A 26423-nucleotide genomic window follows, 5' to 3' on the forward strand; every position below is an offset into this window, starting at 1 on the left:
CTGTTTGCACAGAGGCACCGCACAGTCGTGGGGTTGACGTGACGGAGTCTGCGACCTGGACTATCGACTCGAGGCAGAAGAGAGGGCCCGCGCCGAGGCGAAAGTACAAGAGATCATTGTGCCAGAAAGGCCTACTTCTTGCCACCTGGGAACATGCCGCCGAATCCCTTCGGCAGCTTCGCGAGATCGAGGTCCTCGTCCCCGCCGAGGTCGACGCCGCCGAACGCGGAGCCGACCGGGTCCTTGGTCTTCCCCGACTTCCGGTCGAGGGCGGCCTGCGCCTGCTCGGCGCGCTTGGCCGGGTTGCCCGACTGGCCGCCCTTGCGGCCCTTCTTCTTCCCCGCCGCCTTCTTCTTGCCCTTGCCGGCGCCGCCACCGGGCATTCCGCCCATTCCGGGCATGCCTCCCATTCCGGGCATCCCCGGCATGCCGCCGCCGCGACCCATGCCGCGCATGAGCTTCTGCGCCTGCGTGAACCGCTCCATGAGCTGGTTGACCGCGGTCACCGTCGTCCCGGCGCCGCGGGCGATGCGGGCCCGCCGGGAACCGTTGAGGATCTTCGGGTTGCTGCGCTCGTACGGTGTCATCGATCTCACGATCGCCTCGACCCGGTCGACCTCGCGCTCGTCGAAGTTCTCGATCTGGTCCTTGTACTGGCTCATGCCCGGCATCATGCCGAGCATCTTCTTCATCGACCCCATCTTCTTCAGGCCCGACATCTGCGTGAGGAAGTCGTTGAGGTCGAAGTCCTCACCGGACTCGAACTTCTTCTGGAGCTTCTCCGTCTCCTTCTCGTCGAAGTTCTTCTCGGCCTGCTCGATGAGCGTGAGGATGTCGCCCATGTCGAGGATGCGGTCGGCCATTCGGTCGGGATGGAACTGCTCGAAGTCCGTCATCGACTCACCGGTCGAGGCGAACATGATCGGCTTGCCGGTCACCTCGGCGACCGAGAGCGCGGCACCGCCGCGGGAGTCGCCGTCGAGCTTCGAGAGGACGACACCGGTGAAGTCGACGCCGTCGGCGAACGCCTCGGCGGTCTTCACGGCGTCCTGACCGATCATCGCATCGATGACGAAGAGGACCTCGTCGGGGTTGACGGCCGCGCGGATGTCGGCGGCCTGCTGCATGAGCTCTTCGTCGATGCCGAGGCGACCGGCGGTGTCGACGATGACGACGTCGTGGAGCTTCGACTTCGCGACGTCGATCGCATCGGTGGCGACCTTGACCGGGTCGCCGACGCCGTTGCCGGGTTCCGGCGCGTAGACGACGGCACCGGCGCGCTCACCGACGATCTGCAGCTGATTCACGGCGTTGGGCCGCTGCAGGTCGGCGGCGACGAGCATCGGTCGGTGGCCTTCGGACTTCAGCCAGTGGGCGAGCTTGCCCGCCAGCGTCGTCTTGCCGGCGCCCTGGAGGCCGGCGAGCATGATGACCGTGGGCGGGCGCTTGGCGAAGGTCAGCCGCCGGGTCTGCCCGCCGAGGATGCCGACGAGTTCCTCGTTGACGATCTTGACGACCTGCTGGCCGGGGTTGAGCGCCCCCGAGACCTCGGCCGACAGGGCCCTGTCGCGGATGCGACCGGTGAAAGCGCGGACGACGGGCAGGGCCACGTCGGCATCGAGGAGGGCACGACGGATCTCGCGGATGGTGGCATCGACGTCGGCTTCGGAGAGCCGACCTTTGCCGCGCAGATTCTTGAATGTCGCGGTGAGCCGATCGGAGAGAGAGTTGAACACGTGCAGGCCTTCTTCGTCAGTGTTGGTCGACTCTCTAGACTAACAACTCCCCCTGGGCGGGGCCGAATCCCTTTCAGATGCCAGAACACCCCACCCACGATGTCTGCTGGGACCGTGGGTGGGGTGAGCTGTGAGCACTCCGGCGTACTCCCCCGCGCCGGGCGGCCGGCGAGACCGACCGGCTTCCCCGCGCGGGAGCCTGGGGCGTCAGCGGAACGAGTAGGCGCGTTCCGCGTGTTCGAAGTTGTCGATGCCGCCGAGCTCGTCGCGGGGATCGATGCGCAGGCCCATCGTCGTGCGCAGCACGAGGGCGATGACGAGCGTGACGAGTCCGGCGTAGACGAGCGCCACGAGGCATGCGACGATCTGCGCGGTGAGGAGTCCGAGGCCTCCGCCGTAGAAGAGTCCGGCGGCCGTCTCCTCGCTCGGCACGGCGAAGAAGCCGATGAGCACGGTGCCGATGATGCCGGCGACGAGGTGGACGGCGACGACGTCGAGCGCATCGTCGTACCGCAGGCGGTTCTTCGCGATGACCGCGAAGTAGGCTCCGGCTCCGGCGGCGACGCCGATGAGGATCGCGGCGTAGGGTTCGACGTCGGCACAGGCGGGGGTGATCGCGACGAGGCCGGCGATGAGTCCCGAGACGCTGCCGATGCTCGTCGGCCGCGAGGCCCGCAGGCGCTCGATGGTGATCCACGTGATCATGCCCGCGGCGGGTGCGACGAGGGTGTTGATCCAGATGAGACCGGCCTGTTCGATCGTCGAGGCGCGCCGCCGTTGAACCCGAACCAGCCGAACCACAGCAGCGCGGCACCGAGCACGGTGATGGGGATGTTGTGCGGCTTGTGCGGCGTCGAGTAGCGGGCGCGGCGGCCCATGACGACGACGAGGACGAGGGCGGAGATGCCGGCGTTGATGTGGACGACCGTGCCGCCGGCGAAGTCGATGGCCTCACCGAAGATGCTGCCGATCGCTCCGTCGGCGCTGAGCAGACCGTCGCCCCAGACCATGAACGCGAGCGGGCAGTAGACGAGGGTGACCCAGGCGGCGGAGAAGACGAGCCAGGTGGAGAACTTCGCGCGGTCGGCGACGGCTCCGGCGATGAGGGCGATCGCGATCATCGCGAACGTCGATCCGTAGCCGATCGAGATGAGCGTCGTCGGGTCGGTCTCGACCGCTCCGGTCAGTCCGAGTTCGCTCAGCGGGTTGCCGACGATGCCGCCGATCGAGTCCCCCGAGCTCAGCCCGTATCCGAAGAGCACCCAGACGAGCGCCGCGACGGCCATGGCCGAGAAGACCATCATCATCATGTTGATGCTCGAGCTGATTCGAGTCATCCCTCCGTAGAAGAAGGCCACACCGGGGGTCATCAGCAGCACCAACCCCGCAGCGACCATCATCCACACATTCACTGCATCGAGTTCCATTGTCGTCTCTCATTCGTCTCCGTCGGTCCCGGTTCGAACCGAACGGAATCAGTCTTCATGACTGAGGTCACGGGAATGATTCGCCGATGTTTCAGGAATGTGACGGGAGCCTCGGAGAAAGCGAAGCACCTGGTGAGAGGCAGTGAAAGCCCGCCGAGGCGGTTGAGGGAACCGTCTCAACGGGCGAACACGACCGCAACCGATTTCGTTGCGGACCGGCTGGATCCTCAGTCGAGGAGCGCGTCGACGAAGCCCTCGGCCGTGAAGGGGGCGAGGTCGTCGGCGCCTTCGCCGAGGCCGATGAGCTTGACGGGGACGCCGAGCTCGCGCTGGACGGCGATGACGATGCCGCCCTTCGCCGTCCCGTCGAGCTTCGTCAGCACGATGCCGGTGATGTCGACCGCCTCGGCGAAGACCTTGGCCTGCTGCATGCCGTTCTGACCGGTCGTCGCATCGAGGACGAGGAGGACCTCGTCGATGTCGTGGCCCTCGGACAGCGGGCGGGTGGCCACGCGCTTGACCTTGCGCAGCTCGTCCATGAGCCCGACCTTGTTCTGGAGGCGGCCGGCGGTGTCGATGAGGACGACGTCGGCGTCCTCGGCCTTGCCGCGTTCGACGGCGGAGAAGGCCACCGAGGCGGGGTCGGCGCCCTCGTCGCTGCGGACGGTGTCGACGCCGACGCGTGAGCCCCACGTCGTCAGCTGTTCGGCGGCGGCGGCGCGGAAGGTGTCGGCGGCGCCGAGGAGGACGGACTTGTCCTCGGCGACGAGGACGCGGGCGATCTTGCCAACGGTCGTCGTCTTCCCGGCGCCGTTGACGCCGACGACGAGCATGACGGCCGGGTCCCCGGAGGCGCCGTCGGTGGCGAGCTCGCGGTTCATCGTCGGGTCGACGAGTCTGACGAGTTCCTCGCGCAGCAGGCCCCTGACCTCATCGGGGTCGCGGGTGCCGAGGACCTTGACGCGTTCGCGCAGGGTGTCGACGAGTTCGCTCGTCGGTTCGACGCGACGTCGGCGAGGATGAGGGTGTCCTCGATCTCCTCCCACGTCGCCTCGTCGAGGGTGTCGCGGGAGAGGAGGTTGAGCAGGCCGCGGCCGAGGCCCGAGTTCGACTTCGCGAGGCGTTCGCGCAGCCGCACGAGACGGCTGGCGGGTTCGGTCGGGACCTCCGAGCCCTTCGCCGCCTCCCGCTCCTTGGTGACGGCTTCGGAGATCTCATCGATCGTCAGCTCACCGGTGAAGTCGGCGTCGATCGTCTGGGAGTCGTCGAGCCCCTTGCGGCGGGCGTTGATGCGCAGGCTGATGCCCACGGCGACGATGAGAATGAAGACGATGGCTGCGACGATGAGCAGGATAACCGGCTGGTCCATGAGTGGACGTCCTCCTTGGTCTGCTGTCGGTGTGCCGTGTTCGTCTCACGGCGGTGTCAGTGCTGTGTCGGTCTCACGGCGTCGGGCGCGCGGGCCTCAGGTGCCGCGTGAGCCGAAGAGCAGTCCCGCGGTCGTGCGCCAGCCGGTTCCGGAGTCCGGGATCTTCCAGTGGCGGGTGCGCGGCCTGACGGTGAGCAGCGACGGCGCCGCGTGTCTGCGCGGCTGGGGTCGGAGCACATAGGAGTGGTCGCGGATCGCGGTGACGGCTGCCTGTTCGCGGGTGGCCAGGTGGGACGTGCCGTCGTCATGGCCGAAGAACTCGTGGACCTCGTCGTCGTATCCCGTCCACTGTCCGGGCAGCCGGAAGCGCTGCACATCGGAGGAGTAGCGCAGCCGCCCTTCGGCCTTGAGGCCGGGCAGGGCGACGAGGAGGACGACGACGAGAGCGAGAGCGAAGGAGATGGCGAGGCCGACGATGACGACGAGAACTGCATTCATGCCCGGCAGTCACCCCGTGCTTCAGCCGACTCGGCCATGGACGTCCCGCTCCTCAAAGATTTTCGACAATGCTGCTTCAACGGCCCAGTCTATCGCCCCAGACCACGTCGGGAGTGATCCGGGGTCGCGTGGCTCGTGGAGAATTCCCTGGGACTCCGCTGTGCGTCACTGCTCCGGCTGGGCGGGGATGCGCTGCGAGATCACCTTCGAGACGCCGTCGCCGTGCATCGTCACGCCGTAGAGGGCGTCGGCGATCTCCATCGTCCGCTTCTGGTGGGTGATGACGATGAGCTGGCTCGAATCCTGCAGCTCCCTGAACACCGTGAGCAGGCGCGAGAGGTTGAGGTCGTCGAGGGCGGCCTCGACCTCGTCCATGACGTAGAAGGGACTCGGCCGGGCCTTGAAGATCGCGACGAGCATCGCCACGGCCACGAGCGAACGCTCCCCGCCGGAGAGCAGGGAGAGGCGCTTGACCTTCTTGCCGGCGGGTCGGGCGTGGACGTCGACGCCGGTGGTGAGCATGTCGTCGGGGTCGGTGAGGCTGAGACTGCCTCACCGCCGGGGAAGAGACGGGAGAAGATGTCCTCGAACTCCCGCGCCGTGTCCGCATACGCCTCGGCGAAGACGCGTTCGACGTGCCGGTCGACCTCCTCGACGAGCTGCATGAGGTCCTTCCGGGAGGATTCGATGTCGGCGATCTGCTTCTCGAGGAACTGGTGGCGCTCCTTGAGCGCTTCGTACTCCTCGAGCGCGAGGGGGTTGACGGTGCCGATCCGGTTGAGCTGCTTCGTCGCCTCCCTGTGCCGCTTCTCGACGTCGGCGCGGACGTAGGGCCGCTCCTCCTCCCCCTCCTCGAACCCGGGCACGGGGGTGTCGGGCCCGAACTGGGCGATGAGGCGTTCGAGTCCGAGCCCCGTCTCCTGTTCGGCCCGGTGCTCGACCTCTTCGAGCTTGAGACGGTACCGCTCCTTCGCGAGCTCCGCTTCCGCGGCGGCGTCCTTGAGCCTGCCGAGCTCCGTGCGGGTCGACCGATCTCCTCGCCGAGGCGGTTCTTCTCCTCCCGCAGGCCCCCTCTCTCGGTGACGAGGACGGTGATGGTCTCGCCGAGTTCGGCGACCGTGTCCGTTGCCAGGGTGGCGGCCTCCTCGGCGATCTCGGCGATGATGCCCGCCGAGGCGGCCGCTGCCGTCTTCCGCGCGATCGCCCGCTGGGCCTGTTCCCGGGCGGCCTCCTCGGCGCCGGCCTGGCGGAGCAGGGAGTCGACGCGGTCGCGGAGGAACCGCGCGCGGTCGGTTGCCGCCTTGTGGGCGATGCGGGTCTCGATGACGTCCTCGGAGGTCGCGGAGACCGCGCGGCTGAGCTCGTCGCGCTGGGAGGTGTCGACGACTTCGTCGACGTCGTCGGCCCCGGCCAGCGCCGCCTCGGCGGCTTCGGCCTCCTGCTGGGAGGCGTGAGACGGCGGTGGAGTTCGGCGTCGTTGTCCTGGGCGCGGGCCAGCCGGGTGCGGGCGGCGTCGATCTCTCCGGCGATCCGGGACACCTCCTCGCCGGCGGCCATGATCGCGGCGTCCGAGGAGTGGAGGGCCTCGAGGGCGGCAGCGGTGACGGGTTTCGCCTCCTCCAGCTGCGCGTCGGTCTCGGCGATGGCGGCGTCGAGGCCGGCGACGGTCTGCTCGAGCCCGGCGATGGTCTCTTGAGTCTCCGTCAGCGCCGTCTGGGAGGCCAGCCGGGTGCCCGAGGCGGTGCGGGCGCGGCTGACGCGCGTCGAGGTGATGACCTCGCCGTCGACGGTGACGGCGGTGAGCTGCGGGTGCGCGTCGACGAGGGCGAGCGCCGTGGGGGCGTCGGGGGCGCAGACGACGGCGGCGAGCGCGGTCTTGACGAGCGTGTCGAGCGCGGGATCCTCGGCCCGGACGAAGTCGGCGAGTCGGGTCGTCTCCGTGTCCCCGCCCTTGCCTCCGGAGCGCAGCGCCGCCGCGGCGGGGTCCGGGTCGGGGTGGGTCGGGGCGAGCGTGCCGGTGGGGATCGTCAGGGAGACGTTCGTGTCCTCGCCGAGGTGGTCGAGGACGCCGAGGGCGGCCCGTCCGGAGTCGACGAGGACGCCGCTCACGGTCGTCGACAGGGCGGCGGCGACGGCCATCTCGTAGCCGGTGGTCACGGTGAGCTTCTCCGTCACGGCGGTGTCGACGCCGGGCAGGCCCGCGGTGATGATGTCGTCGAGGTCGGCCTCGAGGGCGGTGCCGAGCGCGAGCGCTTCGGCCCGGGCCCGGGCAGAGGCCAGTTCCGAGGCCGCCTCGGCGCGGGCGGTCCGCTGGTCGCGCAGTCGCTCTTCGAGGGCGGTCTGGGCCGCGGTCGCCGCTTCGTACGTCTCGTCGAGCGTGCTCTCGCCCTCTTCGACGTTCTCGACGGCGGACTCGGCGCTGGCCAGTGCCGTCTCTCGGTCGCGGATCTTCGCCTCGAGGGCGGCGATCTCCGCCTGCCCGGTGTCGATGCGCGCCTGCAGGTCGCTGATGCGCGACTGTGCCTGCTCGTGCCGCGCGTGGAGGCTCGAGCGGTTCTTCACCGCCTCGGTGATCGCGATCTGCGCGGCCTTGACCGCGGCTTCGGCGTCCTTCAGCTCACCGGCGAGCTCGTCCTTGCGGGAGTTCGCGGCGTCGAGGGCGGCAGCGGATTCGCTCACCGCCTCATCGGCGGCGGCGAGTTCGGTCCGGATGCCCTCGGCCTGGGAGCGCAGCTCGTCCGGTGAGCGGCCCTCGCGCCGGCCGAGGCTCGCGATCTCGGACAGGAGGTGGGAGCGTTTGTCCCCGGCCCGGCTGGCGAGCCCGGCGGCGCGCACGGACTGGGTCTGGGTACGGGATTCTGCGGTGCGCATCGCCTCGAGTTCGGTCTCGACTGCGGTCAGTCGGGTCTCGATCTCGGCCAGGCGCGCCTCGGTGCGGGCGCGGCGGCTCTCGAGGTCGGCGATGCGCTCGGTGTGGTCGCCGCCGCCGTCGGAGGCGGCGAAGAGGGAGGCCTGGAGGCGCACGGCGTCGTCGGCGAGCAGCCTCGCCGTGGCATCGCGCAGCGTCGCCTGGACGGTGGCGGCGCGGGCGGCGGCCTGGGCCTGACGGCCGAGCGGGCCGAGCTGGCGGTTGAGTTCGGTGCGCAGGTCGGAGAGGCGGTCGAGGTTCGTCTGCAGGCCGGTGAGCTTGCGGACGGCCTTGTCCTTGCGGCGGCGGTGTTTGAGGACGCCGGCGGCCTCCTCGATGAAGCTGCGGCGTTCGATCGGGTCGGCGTGGAGGATCGCGTCGAGGCGGCCCTGGCCGACGATGACGTGCATCTCCTTGCCGAGGCCGGAGTCGTTGAGGAGCTCCTGGATGTCGAGGAGGCGGGCCGGTGCCCCGTTGACGGCGTATTCGCTGCCGCCGGTGCGGAAGAGGGTCCGGGAGATCGTCACCTCGGTGTAGTCGACGGGGATGGCTCCGTCGGTGTTGTCGATCGTCAGGGTCACCTCGGCGCGTCCGAGGGCCTGGCGCTTCGAGGTGCCGGCGAAGATGACGTCGTCCATCTTCCCGCCGCGCAGGTTCTTCGCCCCCTGCTCCCCCATCACCCAGGAGAGGGCGTCGACGACATTGGACTTGCCTGAGCCGTTGGGGCCGACGACGCACGTGATGCCCGGCTCGAACTTCAGGGTCGTGGCCGAGGCGAAGGATTTGAATCCGCGCAGGGTCAGGCTTTTCAGATGCATCGTGTCCCCAAGCATAGCGGGGCGGGCCCTGCCGGGCCGGGCGCAGACGCCCTCTTGTCAAAGACCCGCATTTTGGTAGTGTTTCGTCTCACGTGCTGCACGTCGCCGTTCGGGCGCCGCACGGTCGACAGCGACGTCGACCGGTGTGGGGACGAACGACGGTTCCACCCGACCCGTCGGCGACGGCGGTCGGGCCTTCCACCGCCGTCGACAACAAGGAAGGAACGCCGCACCAGGGCGTGGTTGCGGCAACCGGACCCATGAGCGATTCACCGAACACCTCCGGCGCACCGAGCAGTCCCGGCAGCGAGGGGCAGGCGGACACCCCGACCACACCGCTGGACAGGACCCGCGAGCTCATCACGCATCTGCAGAACCCGCCGACGAAGAAGCGGTACCTGCGGCGCATCGGCCTCGACAAGACGGTGTTCTTCACCGCCGGCATCCTCGCCGTCGCGTTCGTCATCTGGGGCTTCGTCTCCCCGGAGAGCCTCGGCGTCGTCGCCGGGGCCGCCCTGACCGGGGTGATGGACAACTTCGGGTGGCTCTTCGTCATCGCGGCCACGGTCTTCACGATCTTCGTCATCGTCGTCGCCGTCAGCCGGTTCGGCCGGATCCCGCTCGGCAAGGACGGGGAGACCCCGGAGTTCCGGACGTCGTCGTGGATCGCGATGATGTTCGCGACCGGCATGGGCATCGGCCTCGTCTTCTCCGGTGTCGGGGAGCCGCTGTTCTTCTACATGTCCCCGCCGCCGGCGACCGTCGACGGCTCGACATCGGAGGCGATGGGTACGGCGATGGGCACGACGCTCTTCCACTGGACCCTCTACCCGTGGGCGATGTATGCGATCGTCGGGCTCGGCGTCGCGTACGGGTCGTTCCGGCTCGGCCGCTCCCAGCTGTTCTCCTCGATGTTCACCTCGCTCTTCGGCGAACGCGTCGTCAACGGGATCGGCGGGAAGATCATCAACATCCTCGCGATCCTCGCCACGCTCTTCGGCTCGGCCTGTTCGCTGGGCCTCGGGGCGATCCAGATCGGCGGCGGCATCGAGACCGCGGGGATTCTTCCCGATGTCTCCTCCCCCGTCCTCGTCATCATCATCGCGATCCTCACTGCGGCGTTCGTCGCCTCGGCGGTCTCCGGTGTCGAGAAGGGCATCCAGTGGCTGTCGAACATCAACATGGTGCTCGCCGTCATCGTCGCGGCCATCGTCTTCATCGGCGGTCCGACGCTCTTCATCCTCAATGTCGTGCCCTCGGCGGTCGGTTCCTTCATCCAGGATCTGCCGCAGATGGCGTCGCGGACGGCGGCCAGCGGTGAGGGCGTCAACGAATGGCTGTCGTCGTGGACGGTCTTCTACTGGGCCTGGTGGATCTCGTGGTCGCCCTTCGTCGGTCTCTTCATCGCCCGCATCTCCCGCGGGCGGACCGTGCGCCAGTTCGTCACCGGCGTCCTCATCGTCCCCTCGGTCGTCTCGACGCTCTGGTTCGCGATCTTCGGCGGTGGCGCCATCGGCATCCAGGAGCGCGCCGAACGCGGCGAGGGCACCGTGCAGGCGCTGGCGAACATCGTCGACGGGGAGCCGGACATCAACATGGACACGATCCTCTTCGACCTCCTCGGTGCCCTGCCCCTGCCGAACCTCATCGCGATCATCCTCATGATCGTCACGGTCATCCTCATCGCGATCTTCTTCGTCACCGGCGCCGACTCCGCGTCGATCGTCATGGGCACGCTCTCGGCCAACGGCGCACTCGAACCGGGCAAGCGCCTCGTCATCTTCTGGGGTGTCGCCACCGGTGCGGTGGCCGCGGTCATGCTCCTGGCCGGGGGCAGTGATCCCGCCGAGGCGCTCGACGGGCTGAAGAACATCACGATCGTGTCCGCGCTGCCGTTCGTCGTCGTCATGCTCCTTCTCTGCGTGGCGCTGTGGAAGGACCTGTGCCAGGATCCGCTCGTCATCCAGCGCGAACTCGCCACGCACCTGCTCGACCAGTCCGTCGCCACCGGGGTGAGCGAATACGACGGTCACGCCTTCGGTCTGGCGACCTCGGAGCTGCGGCAGGTCCCGACCGACGGCGCCGAGGCGGGTGTGTCGGATACAGGCGGCACCGAGGCGACTCGGACGCACGCGGGTGTCGGCAAGGGCGGGAACGCACCACCGGCGGGTGAGAGCGATCCACCGGATGACACCGGCGCCGAGGCGGATCCGAAGGGCTGACTGCCCGATCATCTGTCCTCGCTCGCACCGGTGCGAATATGCCTCGGCCGTGACAGAATCCGTGGCATGACCCACACGATCGATGTCACAGCAGATGGCCTCGTCATCGACGGCGCTCTCGTCGCTCAGCTCGAACGCGGTGTCCTCACGGAGATCTTCGGCGAACCTCGCATCGTCGAACCCGGCGACCCCAGTGCCGACCCCGACAGACAGCTGGCCCGCAGCTGGATGGTCTGGGATGAGAAGGGTGTGGCGGCAGGACTCTCGCGTTCGGGTGAACCGGGTGATCTGTGGGTCAGGCTCGCCGAGGATCCGCAGCGCGAGGGCCACGATCCGCGAGCGCGGACTCGCATCGTCCCCGAGACCGTCTTCGCCGGCACGGTCACCGTGTCAGGGGCGCAGCCAGTCGACGCGGTGCCGATCGAGAAGCTCCGGAATGCCCAGACCGGCGTCATGGCGGAGGCCGGCGAATGGGAGGTCCTCTGCTATCTCAACCACACGGAGCTTGCAGGCGTCATGGGATCGGCTCTCAACGGCACGGTCGACGAGCAGGGTGCTGACGGTGTCGCCGACGCGCTCAGAGCAATCGCCAACCCGTTCCGCGAACTGGCCATCGGCAGCTTCACGCCGGGTCGAAGGAGAAAGCCGACCACGAAGCCCTCGGGGAAATGGAAACAGTCCCCACCCACGGTCCCGGTCGTGAAGCTTCCCACGTTTGCTTGGCGGGCAGCGATCATTCAGGAGCTCATGTACGAACAGGGTGTGCTCGAGCCGCGGTTCGACGTCGACGACTTCGCCCGGGACCGCGGACCGCATTCCTTCGATCCCCAGGACTACATGGGAGAGATGATCCCCTCTGTGCGCACCTGGTTCCGGAAGCTGCCCGTCCCCGCGGCCCTGGCGGAGAACATCGAGCACCTCGTTCTTGACGGCGGCAATGACATCTACCTCCAGCTCATCCCGCAATGGGACGGAGAGGACGAGTCCTTCGACATCAGGAGCCTCAAAGACGACGATGTTGCGCCATTCGCCAAACTGCGGTCGGTCGACGACGTCGGTGGCTTCCTCGGTCCGCGTGCCCGGAAGACGCTCGAGGATCGCGGCATCACCGTGAGATGAGCGGAGAGCACATCACCGGTACCGCGGCATCCGCTGGCAGGTCGGGCAGAAATGGCTGCCGCGGCCGCCGACGGTGAGTTTGGCGATCTCGGTTCCGCACCGCACGCACTCCTGCCCGTCGCGGCCGTAGGCGAGCAGCGCGCGGTCGAAGTACCCGGATTCGCCGTTGACGTTGACGTAGAGCGCGTCGAAGCTCGTCCCGCCCACGGCCAGGGCGTCGCCCATCACCGAGGCGGCGGATTCGACGACGGCGACCAGACGGGACCGCCGGGTGCGGGAGGCGATGGCCAGCGGGTGGACCCCGGCGCGGAAGAGCGCCTCATCGGCGTAGATGTTGCCGATCCCGCTGACCACGGTCTGGTCGAGCAGGGCGGCCTTGAGCGGGGTGCGCTTGCGCGCGAGCGCGTCGACGACGGCATCGAGATCGAAGGAGTCCTCGAGCGGGTCGGGGGCGATGTGGATCGCCGAGGCGGGGACGAGCCGGCCGTGGGCCAGCGCGAGCGGCTGGACGCTGAGATGCCCGAAGATCCGCTGGTCGATGAAGCGCAGATCATAGCGCTCCGGTGCGCTCGCCTCGGAAGATTCCGCAGCGAAATCCCCGCCCTTCTCGAGCCGGAACACGGCACGGGTGTGGCGGTGCACCTCGGCGTGAGAGGGATGGACGCGCATCTGTCCGCTCATTCCGAGATGGACGAGCAGGCCCGACTCCCCGCCGACGGTCAGCCACATGAACTTGCCGCGGCGCTCGGCGCCGGTGATCCGCTCGCCGACGATCCGGTCGGTGAAGTCGGCGGCCAGACCGGGATCGATCCGCCGCGCCGAGGTGGTGCCGAGGATCCGGTGGTCGATCACCTCGGCGCCGGTGATGAGCGCCCCGGTCGTCCACTCCGCGAGCCCGCGGCGGACGCTTTCGACCTCGGGCAGCTCAGGCATCGGAGACTGAGCGCCTCAGCGCCGGTAGTCGGGGTAGAGCGTGCGGATCGCCTTGACCGCGACTTCGGCGGCGGCGGCCTCGGCGGCCTTCTTCGAGGAGCCGTCCCCGGAACCCCAGCCGTTCTCGCCGAGGCGGGCGGTGGCGGTGAAGACCATCGCATGGTCGGGACCGGTCGAGGTGATCTCGTAGCTCACGGCGCCGAGCCCCAGGTCAGCGGCGGCTTCCTGAAGCGTCGTCTTGAAGTCCATGCCCGCGCCGAGGTTGACGGCGTCGGCGAGCATCCCGTCGATGAGGCGGTGGACGAAGGCGAACGCGGCCTCGCGGCCGCGGGAGACGAAGGTCGCTCCGATGAGGGCTTCGACGGTGTCGGCGAGGATCGAATCCTTCTCACGACCCCCGGTGAGCTCTTCGCCCTTGCCGAGGAGGATGTGGCGGCCGATGCCGTAGCGGCGAGCGATCGCCGCGAGCGCCCGCGTGTTGACGACGGCTGAGCGCATCTTCGCCAGCTGACCCTCGGGCAGGTCCGGGTTGTCGTAGTAGAGCGATTCGGTGGCGACGAGGCCGAGGACGGAGTCGCCGAGGAACTCGAGGCGCTCGTTCGTCGGGATGCCGCCGGCTTCGAATGCGAAGGACCGGTGGGTCAGGGCAAGACGAAAAGTCTCGGGATCGATGTCGATCCCGAGACTCTCCTTCAGTTCTGCTGTGGTGTCAGTCTCCACAGGTCAGGCGTCAGCGACCTTGCGTCCCTTGTACTCAAGGAACAGCGGGGTGCCGGCTGCGTCTTCGACGACCTTGGCCTGGTGGGGGCGCGAGTACACAACGCGACCGTTCTCCACAGTCTTGACCAGGTTCGGAGCCTGAGCCTTCCACTGCGAACGACGGTGGCGGGTGTTGCTGCGCGACATCTTACGCTTGGGAACAGCCACGTCTAGCTCTCTTTCTTCTCATCCAACAAGTTCTGCAGCTGTGCGAACGGCGAATCGGATTCGCTGTCGCCGTCCTCGATGTCCTCACCGAGGGTGTAGCTGAACTCTTCGCTTCCGTCCTTGACCGGACTGAAGGGCAGAGCCATCACGACTGCGTCTCTGATCGCGGGTTCGAGATCGAGCTGATCACGGTCGATGACGTAGGAGTCCTCGTCGCCCTCGATCTGCTCATAGACGTACATCTCGTTGATGTCGACATCCATGGGCAGCTCGATCTCGTCGAGCGTCCTCGCGTCTTCGCCGTGGGCGACGGTCGAAACCGTGCCCGTGACGTAGATCCCCTCGGAAACGCTCTCGAACATCAGCTCGAGGGTCATAGGCGTTCCTTCGGCGACCCCGATCACTTCGATCCTGAGGTCCGCTGGAGCCGGCACTGTGGCGTTGACACGTTCCCATTCCCCCGGATGACCGAGCAATCCCATTGACCGGAGATCGTAAACGAACTCTGACCGCTTCTTCATGCTCTCTCCTCCGTATGCGAATGAGAAGTGCGCTCCTGCGTTCACACGCGACTCACCATTCTAATCAACACCGGCGACCATTGCCAATCGCAGGCCCGGCGTCGCCGAGGTGTTCCTGGTCACCTCAGCCTACGCGCGGTTGCCGGCCTCGGAGGTCCGGATGGGGGACGAATCTCGCTACAGTGTCCTCGTGCCCTCGAGACTGACCGTCAATATCGCCCACGCCGCCTGGATCGCCGTCGGCGTGCTGATCTTCGCCGTCGCCACGCTCCTGGCCGCCATCGGTATCGCCGATGTCAGCAGCGTCTTCGCCGGAGACGGCAGGCCCGGGCGGTTCGAGGCGATCACCCGCGACTGCGGTCAGCCCAAGAGCGGGGACCTCCTGTGCTCGTGGCGGGGAACGTACACCGCCGCCGACGGGACGACCGTGGAGGACGCCCTCCTCGACGTGGACCTCTCTGCCGCCGACGCGGCGCAGACCCAGCAGGTCCTGTGGAACGGCGACACCGAGACCCCGGTCGTCTACCTCGATGAGCCGCGCGGAATGTGGAAGACCATCGCCGTCATCGTCGGCATCTGGTCCGTCGTCACCAGCTTCTGCGCGTACATCGTCCTGCGCAGTCGGAGCCGGCGCCGCAGGAAGCTCGCCGAGGCGACCGGGACCGAACGACGCCGCTGACGTCCCTGAGCCGGACCTTCACCACTTCTCGTGGCTGTTGCGCCAGGTCACCGCCCCGGCGAGGACGAGGAGCGCCCCGGAGATGCCGAAGACGATCCCCGATCCCGCGACGATCGTCAGCACCGAGGCGACCGAGGGGATCGCCACCTGGCTGAGCCGATTCCCGGCCAGTCTGATCGAGAGCACCGCGGCTCGGTTCGCCGGATCCGCGAGCGTCGAGACCCACGTCATCGTCAGCGGCTGCGTGAGCCCGAAGCAGAAGCCGGCGACCGCGAGCAGAATCGCCAGCGTCCACGTCTGGCTGAGCACGGGGATGAGGATGACGCAGATGCCCGCCGTCACCGAGGCCGTCCACAGCAGCGACAGACTCCCCCACCGGCGGGCGAGCACGCCGATGATCATCCGGGAGATCACCGAGGCGAACGTCCGCAGTGCGAGCAGCCACGTCACCGTCGTCACGCTCAGCCCGTTCTCCTGCCCGATGAGCGGCAGGTACGCGGTCATGAGGTCGACGGCGGCGAGCGTCGCCATCGAGGCGAGGATCGCCGGCTTCATCCCCCGGATCCCCAGGAGAGCCCACGGGGTGCGCACACCCTGGGCCGCCTCGGCGCGGGAGACGTGCGGGGTCCGCCCGCGGAGCATGACGACGACGGCGGCGATGAGCATGAGCGAGGAGAGCCCGGTCATGAACCACAGGGCGCCGACGATGTGCGGGGACCCGCCGGTGGCGTCGGCGATCATGCCCGCCAGGGGCAGGCCGATCGTCTGCCCGATCGACACCCCCAGGGTGAGGTGGCCGAACTTCGCGGTGAGCCGGGAGGCGGGGAAGGACTGCGGGATGAGCGCCTGGGAGGCCACGGTCGTCAGCAGCTGCCCGAACCCGAGGCTCATCGTCGCGATGAGCAGCACGCCGAGGTTGGGGGCGAGGGCCGCGAGCGCGACCGGGGCGATCGACAGGACGGTGCCGACCCAGAGGACCGCGGTCGCGTACCCGCGGTCGACGAGGCGACCGACGAAGAGCGCGGTGAGCAGCGGGACGAGGGAGTAGCACGCGGTCATGAGGCCGAGCACGACCCCGGAGCCGCCGAGTTCGAGGGTGCGGTAGGAGATGAGGACGCGCACGCCGTTGTAGGTGGCGTGCGCGATGACCGTGTGGAGGACGAGGCCGGTGAACCAGGCCCGAGAGGAGTGTGCCGCTGCCCCCATGCCTCAGGCGTCGGCGTTCAGCGCGTCGAGCACCGGGGCCGGCACGAGTCCGGTGATGTCGCCGCCGTTCCTGTGGACCTCTTTGATGAGGGAGGACGAGACGTGTTCGAACTCGGGGTTGCCGGGCACGAAGATCGTCTCGAGGTCCGTCAGGTGCCGGTTCATCAGGGCCATCGGCAGCTCGTAGGCGAAGTCCGTGCCCGAGCGCAGGCCCTTGACGACGGCGGGTGCGCCGATCTGCAGGCAGTAGTCGACGAGGAGGCCGCCGGGGACGAGATCGATCGTGATGTTCTCGGCGTCCCGGGTGCGCTCGTCGGCGGCGAGGGAGGCGCGGATGAGGTCGGCGCGGACCTCGGGGGCGAAGCGCCCAGTCTTCGACGGATTGTGGACGACGGCGACGACGACCTCGTCGAAGAGCTTCGCGGCACGGGCGATGATGTCGAGATGACCCATGGTGATCGGGTCATAGGAACCGGGGCAGACGACCTTCATGGCCTCATCGTATCCCGCCGCCTCGTCGCGGCGCGGTCAGTCCGCATGCCGTCCGAACGGCAGTCCGCGCTCGCGCTGGATGAGCCACGCGTGCCACACGGCGCCGGTGACGAGCATGGCCCCGCAGAAGATGAGGGAATGCACGGCCTGGAACTTCACCGCCAGCTGCGGTGACCCGTCCCCCGCCGAGGTGGCCAGCACGCTCATCGTGAGCACCGAGAGCAGGGCGGCGCTGAGTCCGACGAGACCCAGCCAGCCCAGGCGCATGACGGTCGTCAGCGGCAGGGCGGTGCGGGCGATGACGACCCCAGGCCGAGCGAGGCCGCCACCGCGCTCGTGCCGAAGAGGAGACCGAACCACGCGACGATGACCGTCGATGACCCGACGGACGGGCGGACGAGGACGATGACGACGGCGATGGCGATGAGGAGGACGACAATGGCTTCGCCGACGAGCACCCGGAAGCGGGCGGGAAACGAGGTCGGCGAGGCGGTCATGGCCTCATCGTATCCCGCAGGCTCGACCACTGGTCATCGCCGGCGGCGGAGCCCTCCCCGCGGACGACGACGGGCTCGGGGTCGGACTTCTCATGGTGGAGGCGGGCGACGGCTTCGGCGGAGATCCTGCCGATGAGCTCGACGGCTGCGCCTTCGTCGCCAGCGGCGATCGCCTCGGCAAGCCTGCGGTGGACGTCGACGAGGTCGCAGCGGACCTCGTAGCCGTCAGGGGCCGACAGTGAGAGCAGGCGGGTGTGGACCATCGATGCCTGCATGAGGGAGCCCAGCCTCGGCGAGCCCGAGCACGCGACGATCGCGTGATGGAAGTCGAGGTCGGCGTCGCCGATGGCGCGCGCGACATTGCCGTCGATGGCCGCCTCGAGATCGGCGAGCGCGTCGTCGATGAGCGCCGTCCGTCGGTTCCCGCGGATGATGAGGCGGGCCGCCTGGACTTCGATCGCCTCCCGCACGGCATAGACGTCGTCGATGTCGGCGGCCTCCATCCGCTTGACCCAGGCTCCGCGCCCCGGCGCATGACTGACGCTGCCTTCGCTGACGAGGCGCTGCAGCGCTTCGCGCAGGGAGGGGCGGGAGACGCCGAGGAGCTCCGCGGTGCGCACCTCGCTGATCGACTGCCCCGGCAGCAGACTGCCGCGGTAGATCGCGTTGCGGATCTCCTCGGCGACGAGATCGATCGTCGATGAACGCACGACTCTGCGCAGCACGGGCAGCTCGGACGTGCGCGGGTGGCTCATGTCACAAGGATATAACTTTGTCAGACAGTGTGACATCCGGACAGACACGGGATTGAATGGACGCTGAGATGCACGTCACAACGTTCTGAGAAAGGACCTGTCATGACCGTCATGAAAGGACTCGCCGCAGCGACATCGATCCTTGCACTCACCCTGACCCTGGGCGCGTGCGGCGGAAGCGACTCGGACAAGAGCACGCTCCAGCAGGCCATCGACGACGGCGAGATCACCGTGGGCTTCGCCGGTGAGGCCCCGTACAGCTTCGAAGAGGGCGGGGAACTCCAAGGGGCGAGCGTCGCGCTCGCCCGCGAGGTCTTCTCCAACCTCGGCGTCGAGAACCTCGACGGCGTCAACACGGAGTTCGGTTCCCTCATCCCCGGGCTCAACGCCGACCGCTTCAATGCGATCTCCGCGGGCATGTCGATCCTCCCCGATCGCTGCGAGCAGGCCGCCTTCGGCAACCCCGAGTTCATGTACACGACAGCTCTGATGACGAAGAAGGGCGCCGGCGAGGGCCTGACCAACCTCGACGACGTCAAGGCCAAGGGCCTCAAGCTCGCGACGATGACCGGCGCCATCGAGTCCGACTACGCCAAGCAGCTCGGCATCGAGGCCCAGCAGGTCGGCACCCCGCAGGACGGCATGGACGCCGTGACGACGGGCCGGGCCGATGTCTTCGCCCTCACCGGGATCTCGCTCAACTGGATGGCCCAGAACTCACCTGACGCCGACGTCGAGGTCAGCGAGTCCTTCGTCCAGGAGATCGACGGCGTGCCCCAGATCGGCGCCGGTGCCACGGTCTTCCGCTCCGACGACACCGAGCTGCGCGATGCGTGGAACGAGGAGCTCGACAAGATCGTCGGCGACGAGCAGGCGTACCTCGACATCGTCGGCCAGTACGGTTTCACCGCGGCGGAGCGCCCCGACGGTTCGATCACCACCGATCAGCTGTGCAAGGGCGAACTGCCGACTGCGAGCTCCTGACCCCGACCGCACCTCATGACCGACAAGTTCACAGCACTCCTCGACTTCCTCCCGCAGGTGTGGGAGGGAATCCAGGTCACACTCATCCTCACGGTCGCCGGAGCCGCCGGCGCCCTGGTCATCGCGATCGTCCTCGGACTCGCGATGACCTCGGCGCACGGCTGGCTGCGGATCCCGGCCCAGATCATCGTCGAGTTCTTCCGCGGCACGTCCCTGCTCGTGCAGCTCTTCTGGCTCTTCTACGTCCTCCCGCTCTTCGACGTCCAACTCGACCCGATGCTCTGCGGCATCGGCGCGCTGGCGCTCAACTACGGTGCCTATTCCGCCGAGGTGGTCCGGTCGTCGATCGCGACCGTGCCCAGGGGCCAATGGGAGGCGGCGATCGCGCTCAGCCTCTCCCCGGCCAGGCGGATGCTGCGGGTGATCTTCCCGCAGGCGTGGGCGCTGATGATCCCCTCCCTCGCGACCCTGCTCATCCAGCTCCTCAAGGGCACCGCGGTCGTCTCCTTCATCACGCTCTCGGACCTCAATGACAAGATCGGCCAGCTGCGGATGTCGACGAACGACACGTTCTTCGCGTACTCCGTCGGCCTCCTGATCTACTTCGTCATCGCCTGGCTGCTCCAGGAGTTCATGAACTTCCTCGAACGCCGGGCCGTCAAGCGCCTCGGCAGGCGGCGCCCGAATTCGCGCACCGACCGCCGGGCCGCCCGCACGGGAGGCCCGCGTCGGCGCCACCCAGGTGGGCGGCCCGCAGACCGCCGCCGGGCAGAGCGCGGGCACCGTCAGATCCGGAGGGCCGCTGTGAACTGGAACTGGGAGTTCGCCGCCGAGGCTCTGCCGATCCTCCTGCGCGGCTTCGTCAACACGCTCATCGCCACCGTCGTCGGCACGATCATCGCCGTCATCCTCGGCCTCATCCTCGCCGTGGCGATCCGCTCCCTGCCGCGCTGGATCAATTGGGTCGTGCGTCTGTTCGTCGCGTTCGTCCGCAACACCCCGCTCGTCGTCCAGCTCGTCTTCGTCTACACCGGGTTCGCCGAGATCCCGGCGCTCGCGAGCATTCCGGCGCTCGCGATCGGCTCCGCGGTCATCGGCATCCACTATGCGACGTACATGTCGGAGAGCTACCGGGCCGGCATCGACGCGGTCCCACCCGGCCAGCGGGAGGCAGCCATCGCCCTCTCCCTGCCCCCGGTGCGCACCTTCACCGCGGTCATCCTTCCGCAGGCGCTGCGGGCGACGATCCCGTCGCTCGGCAACTACGCGGTCGCGATGTTCAAGGACACCCCGTTCCTCTTCGCGCTCTCCGTCGTCGAACTCGTCACCTCGGCGCAGCAGTTCGGCGCCTCGAAGTTCGCGTACACGGAAGCCTTCACCCTGGCCGGCCTCATCTTCCTCGCCGCCAGTTACCCGACCTCCCTCCTCATCCAACGATTGGAGCGGCGCCTTGCCACCTACTGACACCACCCCGTCCCCGCACATCGACACCACCGCCGGGGCACCGGCGATCGAGTTCCGGGATGTGGAGAAGCGGTTCGGAACGACGACGGTGCTCAAGGATCTCAACTTCACCGTCGCCCCAGGAGAGCGCGTCACCCTCATCGGCCCCAGCGGGTCGGGCAAGACGACGATCCTCCGCCTCGTCATGACCCTCGAGGAGCTCACCGGCGGGTACATCTACATCGACGGTCAGCCGCTGACCTTCGCCGAGCGCGACGGCAAACGGGTCGAGCTGCCGAAGAAGACGACGCGGCAGATGACGACGCGCATCGGCATGGTCTTCCAGCAGTTCAACCTCTTCCCCAACATGACGGTCATCGAGAACATCATCGAAGCCCCCGTCCATGTGCTCGGGAAGTCGAAGGAGGAGGCCGTCGCCGAGGCGAAGTCGCTGCTCGAGCGGGTCGGGCTCTCGGAGAAGGCCGATGAGCATCCGAGCCGCCTCTCCGGCGGGCAGCAGCAGCGCGTCGCGATCGCCCGCGCGCTGGCGATGAGCCCGGAGATCCTCCTCCTCGACGAGGTGACCTCGGCCCTCGACCCGGAACTCGTCGGCGACGTCCTCGCCGTGCTCCGCGACATCGCCGAGACCACGGACATCACGATGCTCCTCGTCACCCACGAGATGCAGTTCGCCCGTGAGGTCTCGGACCGGGTGATGATGTTCGACGGCGGACTCGTCCTCGAGGAGGGTCCGCCCGACCTCATCTTCAACGACCCGAGCCACGAGCGGACGAAATCGTTCCTCTCGAGCGTGCTCTGAGCCGCCCCACTCTCTCCGACGCGGTGAACCGGCAAATACGCGGTTAGCTAACGGCGTATTTGTCGGTTGAGGGCGTAATTCGCCGGTCAGGCGCCGGCGTCGACTTCGAGCTGGGCGAAATGCAGCGCCGTCTCGCCGAAGGTCTTCGAGCGGAAGACCTCGAGGCCCTCGGGCATCGTCGGCTCCGGTGCCCGGGACGAGCGTTCGATGACGACGATCGACTCCTCGTCGAGGTGGCTGCGCAGCCGACTGAGCACCTGCGTCACCGCGTCCTCCCCGAGCGGGTAGGGCGGGTCCATGAAGACGAGGTCGAAGACCCGGGCCTCGGGATGGGCCGGATCGGGCAGGGTGCCGAGGAACTGGACGACATCGGCGCTGCTCACCGCCGTCGAATGTCCGATGCCGAGCTTGTCCGCGTTCGCCTCGAGCGCCCGGATCGAGGCGAGGGACGAATCGACGAAGACGACCTGCGCCGCGCCCCGCGACATCGCCTCGAACCCGAGCCCGCCGGAGCCCGCGAAGAGGTCGAGGACGTTGGCGGCCTGAAGCACCCCGTAGCCTTCGAGCATCGAGAACAGCGACTCCTTGACCCGGTCGGAGGTCGGTCGCGTGGCGTTGCCGCCCGGGGTGACGAGCCGCGATCCCTTGTGCGCTCCCGCGATGATCCTCATAGCGCCCTCCTCAATCGGTCCGGAAACTGTCGGTCCGGATGGTGACAGTCCGGATGCGGACAGTTCAGATACTCAGTTTGCCTCAATGAAATGTGCGGAGTCCGCAGGCAGCACCCGCTGGCGGAACGCCCGCAGCGCCGGCATGTCCTCGAGGAACGGGTCGAAGTCGACGATCCTCTCCGCCTCGGCGCGGGCGGCGGTGAGGATATGGGTGTCGCGGAGCACCGAGAGATGGTGCAGCGACGACCCGCCCCACTGCGAAGCCCCGAGCACGTCGCCCTCACCGCGCAGATCGAGATCGTACTCGGCGAGCGCGAACCCGTCGAGGGTTCCGGCGACCGTGCGCAGCCGGTCGAAGCTCTCATCGGCCTCCGACAGGTCGGTGAGCAGGAAGCACATCGCCTCCGATCCGTCACGCCCGACCCGGCCCCGGAGCTGGTGGAGCTGGGCGATGCCGAAGCGGTCCGCCTCGGCGACGACCATCATCGTCGCCCGCGGCACGTCGACGCCGACCTCGATGACGGTCGTCGAGACGAGGATGTCGATCCGGCCGGTCGCGAAAGCGTGCATGACCTCGTCCTTCTCCGCCGTCGACATCCGCCCGTGGAGGAGACCGAAGCGCTGACCGGCGAGTTCGGGAGCGGCCTTGAGGGTCTCGAGGAACTCCTCGATGCCCGGGCGGACCCCTGTCACCTCCCCGGTCTCCGCGTTCTCGATGTCACTCGGTTCGATGCGGGGGAAGACGACGAACGTGCCCTTGTCCGCGTCGGCGGCCTGCCGGACGAGTTCGAGGATCCGCGACATCCAGTGCGGATGATCGCTCAGTGACACCGCATGCGTGGTGATGTGTTTGATGCCGGCCGGCATCTCCTCGAGCGTCGAGACGTCGAGGTCGGCGAAGACCGTCATCGCCACGGTCCGCGGGATCGGGGTCGCGGACATGACGAGGGTGTGCGGCACCGTCATCCCGCCCTTGGCCCGCAGCGCCTCCCGCTGCTCGACGCCGAAGCGGTGCTGCTCGTCGACGACGATAAGGCCGAGGCTGTCGAACATCGTCGAGTCCGACAGCAGCGCATGCGTGCCGACGACGATGTCGATCTGGCCCGTCGCCAGATCGAGGGCGAGCTGCTTGCGCTCCCTGGCCGGCATCGACCCGGTGAGCAGGGCGACCCGCACCTGGTCATCGCCGGAGAGCAGCGGGGACAGCGCCATCTGCTCGCCGAGGAGCTTCTCGATCGACGCGAAGTGCTGGGAGGCCAACACCTCGGTGGGGGCGAGCATCGCCGCCTGCGCCCCCGAGTCGACGGCCATGAGCATCGCCCGCAGCGCCACGACCGTCTTGCCCGAGCCGACATCGCCGTGGAGGAGGCGGTGCATCGCCGTCGTCTGCGCGAGGTCCCCGGCGATCTCCTGTCCGACCCGCTCCTGGGAGGCCGTGAGCGCGAACGGCAGGTCGTCGTCGAAGCGCCGGGATCGTTCGCCGACCCGCAGCAGCGGGGTCGCCTCGAACTGCTCGTAGGCCACCCGCCGGGAGACGAGCTCGGTCTGCAGGGCGAGCGCCTCCTCCCACTTCCACCGCAGGTTCGCCCGTTCGGTCGCCGCCGTCGTCGTCGGCCGGTGCATGTCGTTCAATGCAGTGCGCAGATCCGGCAGCCCGTACGTCTCCCGCAGGGCCCGGGGCAGCGGATCCTCGAACTCCTCGGGCCCGGCGACGTCGAGGAGGACCTTGATCGCCTTCCACAGCCGCGTCTGCGCGATCCCCTTGACCCGGGGGTAGATGGGGAACGGCGAGTTGAGGTCCTCAGGCGTCCACTTCGTGTCGTGCTCGTCCCGATTGAGCCACACCGGAGAGCCGAGGGTGAGCTGCCCCCGGTACTCCTCGACCTTGCCCGCGAAGACGACGACGAGGCCGGGGGTCAGCTGCGCGTCGAGCCACTGCTGGTTGAAGAACGCGATCTTCATCGACCGCTTCCCGCCGTGGACGATGACGTCGGTGATCGTCCCCCGCCGCTGCCGCATCCGCCGGGTGTCGACGGAGAGCACCTCGGCCTGGATGATCGCGGTCTCCCCCAGCGGCAGCTCGCCGAGCGGCGTCTTCTCCCCGGGCACGAGGAATCGCCTGGGGAAGAACCGGAGGAGATCCGTCACCGAGGTGACCCCCCGCTTCTTCAGGCCCGTGAGGTCCCGTTTGGAGAAGTAGTCCGCAAGCCGTGCGCTCATTCGACTCCCATGATGAGCAGGGTCGCCCGGTCCCGGGAGTCGATCTCCTGGAGGCGGACGTGGTCATGTGATTTCCGCAGCCATTCTCGCAGGTGGGAGAGCACCTCGGTGGAGCATCCGGGTCCGTGGACGACGGTGAGCAGCTCCCCTCCGGCGCCGAGGAGGCGGTCGGCGAGCTTGACGACGAGCGTGGAGAGCTCCGTGCTCTGCGACTTCGCCTTCCCGTCGATGACGACGCGGTAGAACTGCGAGGGATGCGCCCCCGCGGAGTCCTCGTCGACGACGTTGAGGGCGCCGGTGACGGCATGGATCTCGAGCTGTTCGGCGGAGACGATCGTGCCCATCCGGGTGCCCGCCGCCGCATCGGTCATGTCGGCGAAGATCTCCCCGACCGGGGCGAACGGGTCGTAGACGGCGAGCGCCGAGAGCAGGGTGGCGACGTTGCGGGAGCGGACGAGGTGCGCGCTGCCGCGCAGCCCCGCCAGTGCCGAGAGCGCCCCGGACGAGCTGGGGATGACGATGACGTCGCGCTCCTCGCTTGCGACGACCTCGGCCACGGCGGTCGCAAGCAGGTTCGGCCCGGTCCCCCGGCCCATGCCGGGCACGGCCTCGGGATCGACGACAGTCGGGTCGAGGACCGTGGCGCCGTTGAGGGCACAGTGGAGTTGGAGACCGGTGCCGCGGACGAGCGCGATGAGCGCCGTCTCCCCCGCCTCCTCGTGGAGTCGCAGATCCTCCATGTCGAGGCGGGCGATGCCGTCCTCGCCGAGGAGGTCGAGGACGGCCGCGGCCGCGGTCTCGTCGGCGACGTGGACGTGGACCTTGACCCCGTTGATGACGATCGACGTGCCGCCGAGCCCCTCGAGCGCCTCGGCGAGGTCGCCTGAAGGGGTGCGTCCGAGGACCGCGACGATCTCGAGCTCCTCGGCACGGGCCTCGTGGACGATGCGGGGCGCCTTCGCGACCTCCCCGATCATCGACCCCTGGCTCGTGCGGCCGGAGACGGTCGCGTAGAGGAGGTCGAAGAGTTCGACGATGCCCGTCGATCCCGCGTCGACGACCTCGGCCTCGCGGAGCACGGAGAGCTGACCGGTCGTCTCGCGCAGGGCGTCGCGGGAGCGCATGCGCACGGCGGAGATGAGGTCGACGAGGGCGGCTCCGTCGTCGGCCTGTTCGCGGGCTTCGGTCGCCATCGCGTCGAGGACCGTGAGCATCGTTCCGTCGACGGGCCGGGCCACGGCCTGTCGGGCCCTGTGGGAGGCGAGTTCGAGGGCGAAGGCGAGCGCTTCGGGCGTCGCGACGGTCACCCCGTCGAGGGCGTCGGCGACTCCCTGGAGGGCGACGGAGAGGATGAGGCCGGAGTTGCCGCGGGCACCGCGTTCGGCCCCGGCGGCCATCGCCTTGACGACCTCGGGCAGGGTGACCGGTCCGGTCAGCTCCTCGACGGCCCGGTAGGCCGCACGCAGGGTCTGGTACATGTTCGTCCCCGTGTCGCCGTCGGGGACGGGGAAGACGTTGAGTTCGTCGATCTCGGCGCGCTCACGGCGCAGCCGGTCGACGGCGCGCCGCGCCCACCTGGCGGCGAGGCGTCCGTTGAGCCCGATGGCCGGATTGGGTCCCACGTCCATCGTCCGTCACTTCCCGAAATGGCTGAAGCCGCTCGTCGGCACGGGTGCGCCGTCGAGGCTGACCCCGCTGCCTGCCTGCATCTCACCGATCCTCCGCCAGCCTACCGGGTCAGGACCGGGGTCGGCCGCCGACGCGACGAAGCCGTGGTCCTCCCCGCCGTCGAGGACCCAGTGGAGGGCCAGCGCCTCGGCGTCGGACCAGGACTGTGCGCTCTCCGCCTCCCCGTTTGCCGCCTGTGCGGCGATGACGTACTCCGCGGCCGGCAGCAGCGGGGCGAGGAGCGGGTCGAGGGCGGCCCGGTCGAGGTCGGCGTGCACCCCGGAGGCCTTCGCGATCCGACCGAGGTCGGTGCTCAGACCGTCGGAGGCGTCGATCATCGCCGCAGGCCGACCGGGCCCCCGCACGCCCGGCGGCGATGAGCGCGGCGATCGCCGCGTAGTCCGGCTGCGGGGCGAGCTGAGTCTCGATGAGGGCGGTCAGCTCGCCGGGCAGCTCGCCCCGGGCGGGCCCCGGCGAAGAGCAGGTCGAGGCCGGCGGCGGCGCGACCGA

25 protein-coding genes and 2 pseudogenes are annotated in these 26423 nt (G+C 68.6%); 7 read left to right on the forward strand and 20 right to left on the reverse strand.

Going from position 1 to position 26423, the window contains the following annotated elements; translation table 11 throughout:
• Positions 1-131: 131 nt before the first annotated feature.
• From ffh to AC2W7K_RS14360, 7 genes and pseudogenes are all read right to left on the reverse strand, one after another.
• Positions 132-1736, reverse strand: coding sequence for a signal recognition particle protein (gene ffh, locus AC2W7K_RS14330; protein ID WP_198499154.1), 1605 nt, complete (start codon positions 1734-1736; stop codon positions 132-134).
• Between the two features lie 207 nt (positions 1737-1943).
• Complete coding sequence (locus tag AC2W7K_RS14335; RefSeq protein WP_486006311.1) at positions 1944-2441, reverse strand: ammonium transporter; 498 nt, start codon at positions 2439-2441, stop codon at positions 1944-1946.
• Positions 2438-3163, reverse strand: a complete 726-nt coding sequence (locus AC2W7K_RS14340; RefSeq protein ID WP_486006312.1) for an ammonium transporter — start codon at positions 3161-3163, stop codon at positions 2438-2440. The genes AC2W7K_RS14335 and AC2W7K_RS14340 overlap by 4 nt, the downstream gene beginning before the upstream one ends.
• Before the next feature lie 227 nt (positions 3164-3390).
• Positions 3391-4532: pseudogene (gene ftsY / locus AC2W7K_RS14345) on the reverse strand (signal recognition particle-docking protein FtsY).
• A gap of 96 nt (positions 4533-4628) precedes the next feature.
• On the reverse strand, positions 4629-5030 hold the full coding sequence (locus AC2W7K_RS14350) for a hypothetical protein (RefSeq protein ID WP_198499157.1): 402 nt from the start codon (positions 5028-5030) through the stop codon (positions 4629-4631).
• Positions 5031-5195: 165 nt separating this feature from the next.
• Positions 5196-5552 (reverse strand): AAA family ATPase, encoded by a 357-nt coding sequence (locus AC2W7K_RS14355; protein WP_486006313.1) that lies wholly within the window; start codon positions 5550-5552, stop codon positions 5196-5198.
• Positions 5553-5582: 30 nt separating this feature from the next.
• Entirely contained in the window at positions 5583-8756 is a 3174-nt protein-coding gene (locus AC2W7K_RS14360; protein ID WP_486006314.1) for a chromosome segregation SMC family protein, read from the reverse strand.
• Between the two features lie 260 nt (positions 8757-9016).
• On the opposite strand from AC2W7K_RS14360, the gene AC2W7K_RS14365 reads away from it, so the two are divergent.
• On the forward strand, positions 9017-10978 hold the full coding sequence (locus tag AC2W7K_RS14365) for a BCCT family transporter (protein ID WP_344251686.1): 1962 nt from the start codon (positions 9017-9019) through the stop codon (positions 10976-10978).
• 66 nt (positions 10979-11044) lie between these two features.
• Complete coding sequence (locus tag AC2W7K_RS14370) at positions 11045-12097, forward strand: DUF6892 domain-containing protein (RefSeq protein ID WP_344251685.1); 1053 nt, start codon at positions 11045-11047, stop codon at positions 12095-12097.
• 12 nt (positions 12098-12109) lie between these two features.
• On the opposite strand, the gene mutM is transcribed toward AC2W7K_RS14370, so the two are convergent.
• Genes mutM through AC2W7K_RS14390 form a run of 4 tightly spaced genes read right to left on the reverse strand, consistent with a single transcriptional unit; the run spans position 12110 to position 14478 of the window.
• The gene (gene mutM / locus AC2W7K_RS14375) at positions 12110-13030 is read right to left on the reverse strand and encodes a bifunctional DNA-formamidopyrimidine glycosylase/DNA-(apurinic or apyrimidinic site) lyase (protein ID WP_344251684.1); all 921 of its coding nucleotides are present in this window, start codon (positions 13028-13030) and stop codon (positions 12110-12112) included.
• Between the two features lie 15 nt (positions 13031-13045).
• Complete coding sequence (gene rnc, locus AC2W7K_RS14380) at positions 13046-13750, reverse strand: ribonuclease III (RefSeq protein WP_344251683.1); 705 nt, start codon at positions 13748-13750, stop codon at positions 13046-13048.
• A gap of 3 nt (positions 13751-13753) precedes the next feature.
• Entirely contained in the window at positions 13754-13957 is a 204-nt protein-coding gene (gene rpmF, locus AC2W7K_RS14385) for a 50S ribosomal protein L32 (RefSeq protein ID WP_063249041.1), read from the reverse strand.
• 2 nt (positions 13958-13959) lie between these two features.
• Positions 13960-14478, reverse strand: coding sequence for a YceD family protein (locus AC2W7K_RS14390; protein WP_198499164.1), 519 nt, complete (start codon positions 14476-14478; stop codon positions 13960-13962).
• 190 nt (positions 14479-14668) lie between these two features.
• On the opposite strand from AC2W7K_RS14390, the gene AC2W7K_RS14395 reads away from it, so the two are divergent.
• Positions 14669-15157 (forward strand): hypothetical protein, encoded by a 489-nt coding sequence (locus AC2W7K_RS14395; RefSeq protein WP_344251682.1) that lies wholly within the window; start codon positions 14669-14671, stop codon positions 15155-15157.
• An 18-nt stretch (positions 15158-15175) separates the two neighbouring features.
• Here AC2W7K_RS14395 and AC2W7K_RS14400 read toward each other — a convergent pair whose 3' ends face one another.
• Genes AC2W7K_RS14400 through AC2W7K_RS14420 form a run of 5 tightly spaced genes read right to left on the reverse strand, consistent with a single transcriptional unit; the run spans position 15176 to position 18107 of the window.
• Positions 15176-16363 (reverse strand): MFS transporter, encoded by a 1188-nt coding sequence (locus AC2W7K_RS14400; RefSeq protein WP_344251681.1) that lies wholly within the window; start codon positions 16361-16363, stop codon positions 15176-15178.
• Between the two features lie 3 nt (positions 16364-16366).
• Positions 16367-16855, reverse strand: coding sequence for a pantetheine-phosphate adenylyltransferase (coaD, locus tag AC2W7K_RS14405; RefSeq protein ID WP_198499167.1), 489 nt, complete (start codon positions 16853-16855; stop codon positions 16367-16369).
• A 36-nt stretch (positions 16856-16891) separates the two neighbouring features.
• The gene (locus tag AC2W7K_RS14410; protein ID WP_486006315.1) at positions 16892-17122 is read right to left on the reverse strand and encodes a hypothetical protein; all 231 of its coding nucleotides are present in this window, start codon (positions 17120-17122) and stop codon (positions 16892-16894) included.
• Positions 17123-17130: 8 nt separating this feature from the next.
• Complete coding sequence (locus tag AC2W7K_RS14415) at positions 17131-17352, reverse strand: hypothetical protein (protein WP_486006316.1); 222 nt, start codon at positions 17350-17352, stop codon at positions 17131-17133.
• Positions 17349-18107 (reverse strand): GntR family transcriptional regulator, encoded by a 759-nt coding sequence (locus AC2W7K_RS14420; protein WP_344251679.1) that lies wholly within the window; start codon positions 18105-18107, stop codon positions 17349-17351. The genes AC2W7K_RS14415 and AC2W7K_RS14420 overlap by 4 nt, the downstream gene beginning before the upstream one ends.
• A gap of 102 nt (positions 18108-18209) precedes the next feature.
• Here AC2W7K_RS14420 and AC2W7K_RS14425 point away from each other — a divergent pair, with 102 nt between their 5' ends.
• From AC2W7K_RS14425 to ehuA, 4 genes and pseudogenes are all read left to right on the forward strand, one after another.
• On the forward strand, positions 18210-19091 hold the full coding sequence (locus AC2W7K_RS14425) for a transporter substrate-binding domain-containing protein (protein ID WP_344251678.1): 882 nt from the start codon (positions 18210-18212) through the stop codon (positions 19089-19091).
• Positions 19092-19106: 15 nt separating this feature from the next.
• A pseudogene (locus AC2W7K_RS14430) lies at positions 19107-19691 on the forward strand (amino acid ABC transporter permease); the annotation flags it as partial.
• Positions 19692-19895: 204 nt separating this feature from the next.
• Positions 19896-20555 carry an ectoine/hydroxyectoine ABC transporter permease subunit EhuD gene (ehuD, locus tag AC2W7K_RS14435; protein WP_198499172.1) on the forward strand — a complete coding sequence of 220 codons (660 nt, stop codon included), beginning with the start codon at positions 19896-19898 and terminating at the stop codon, positions 20553-20555.
• Positions 20542-21354, forward strand: a complete 813-nt coding sequence (gene ehuA, locus AC2W7K_RS14440) for an ectoine/hydroxyectoine ABC transporter ATP-binding protein EhuA (RefSeq protein WP_198499173.1) — start codon at positions 20542-20544, stop codon at positions 21352-21354. The genes ehuD and ehuA overlap by 14 nt, the downstream gene beginning before the upstream one ends.
• Before the next feature lie 86 nt (positions 21355-21440).
• Here ehuA and rsmD read toward each other — a convergent pair whose 3' ends face one another.
• From rsmD to AC2W7K_RS14460, 4 genes are all read right to left on the reverse strand, one after another.
• Positions 21441-22025: a 16S rRNA (guanine(966)-N(2))-methyltransferase RsmD gene (gene rsmD, locus AC2W7K_RS14445; RefSeq protein WP_198499174.1), complete on the reverse strand. Its 585-nt coding sequence runs from the start codon at positions 22023-22025 to the stop codon at positions 21441-21443.
• Between the two features lie 72 nt (positions 22026-22097).
• Positions 22098-24245, reverse strand: a complete 2148-nt coding sequence (locus tag AC2W7K_RS14450) for an ATP-dependent DNA helicase RecG (protein WP_486006317.1) — start codon at positions 24243-24245, stop codon at positions 22098-22100.
• Entirely contained in the window at positions 24242-25873 is a 1632-nt protein-coding gene (locus AC2W7K_RS14455) for a DAK2 domain-containing protein (RefSeq protein WP_198499176.1), read from the reverse strand. The genes AC2W7K_RS14450 and AC2W7K_RS14455 overlap by 4 nt, the downstream gene beginning before the upstream one ends.
• A 6-nt stretch (positions 25874-25879) precedes the next feature.
• Complete coding sequence (locus AC2W7K_RS14460) at positions 25880-26251, reverse strand: hypothetical protein (RefSeq protein WP_486006318.1); 372 nt, start codon at positions 26249-26251, stop codon at positions 25880-25882.
• Positions 26252-26423: the final 172 nt, after the last annotated feature.

The organism is Brevibacterium sp. LAARM2_SD2, from assembly GCF_057364785.1.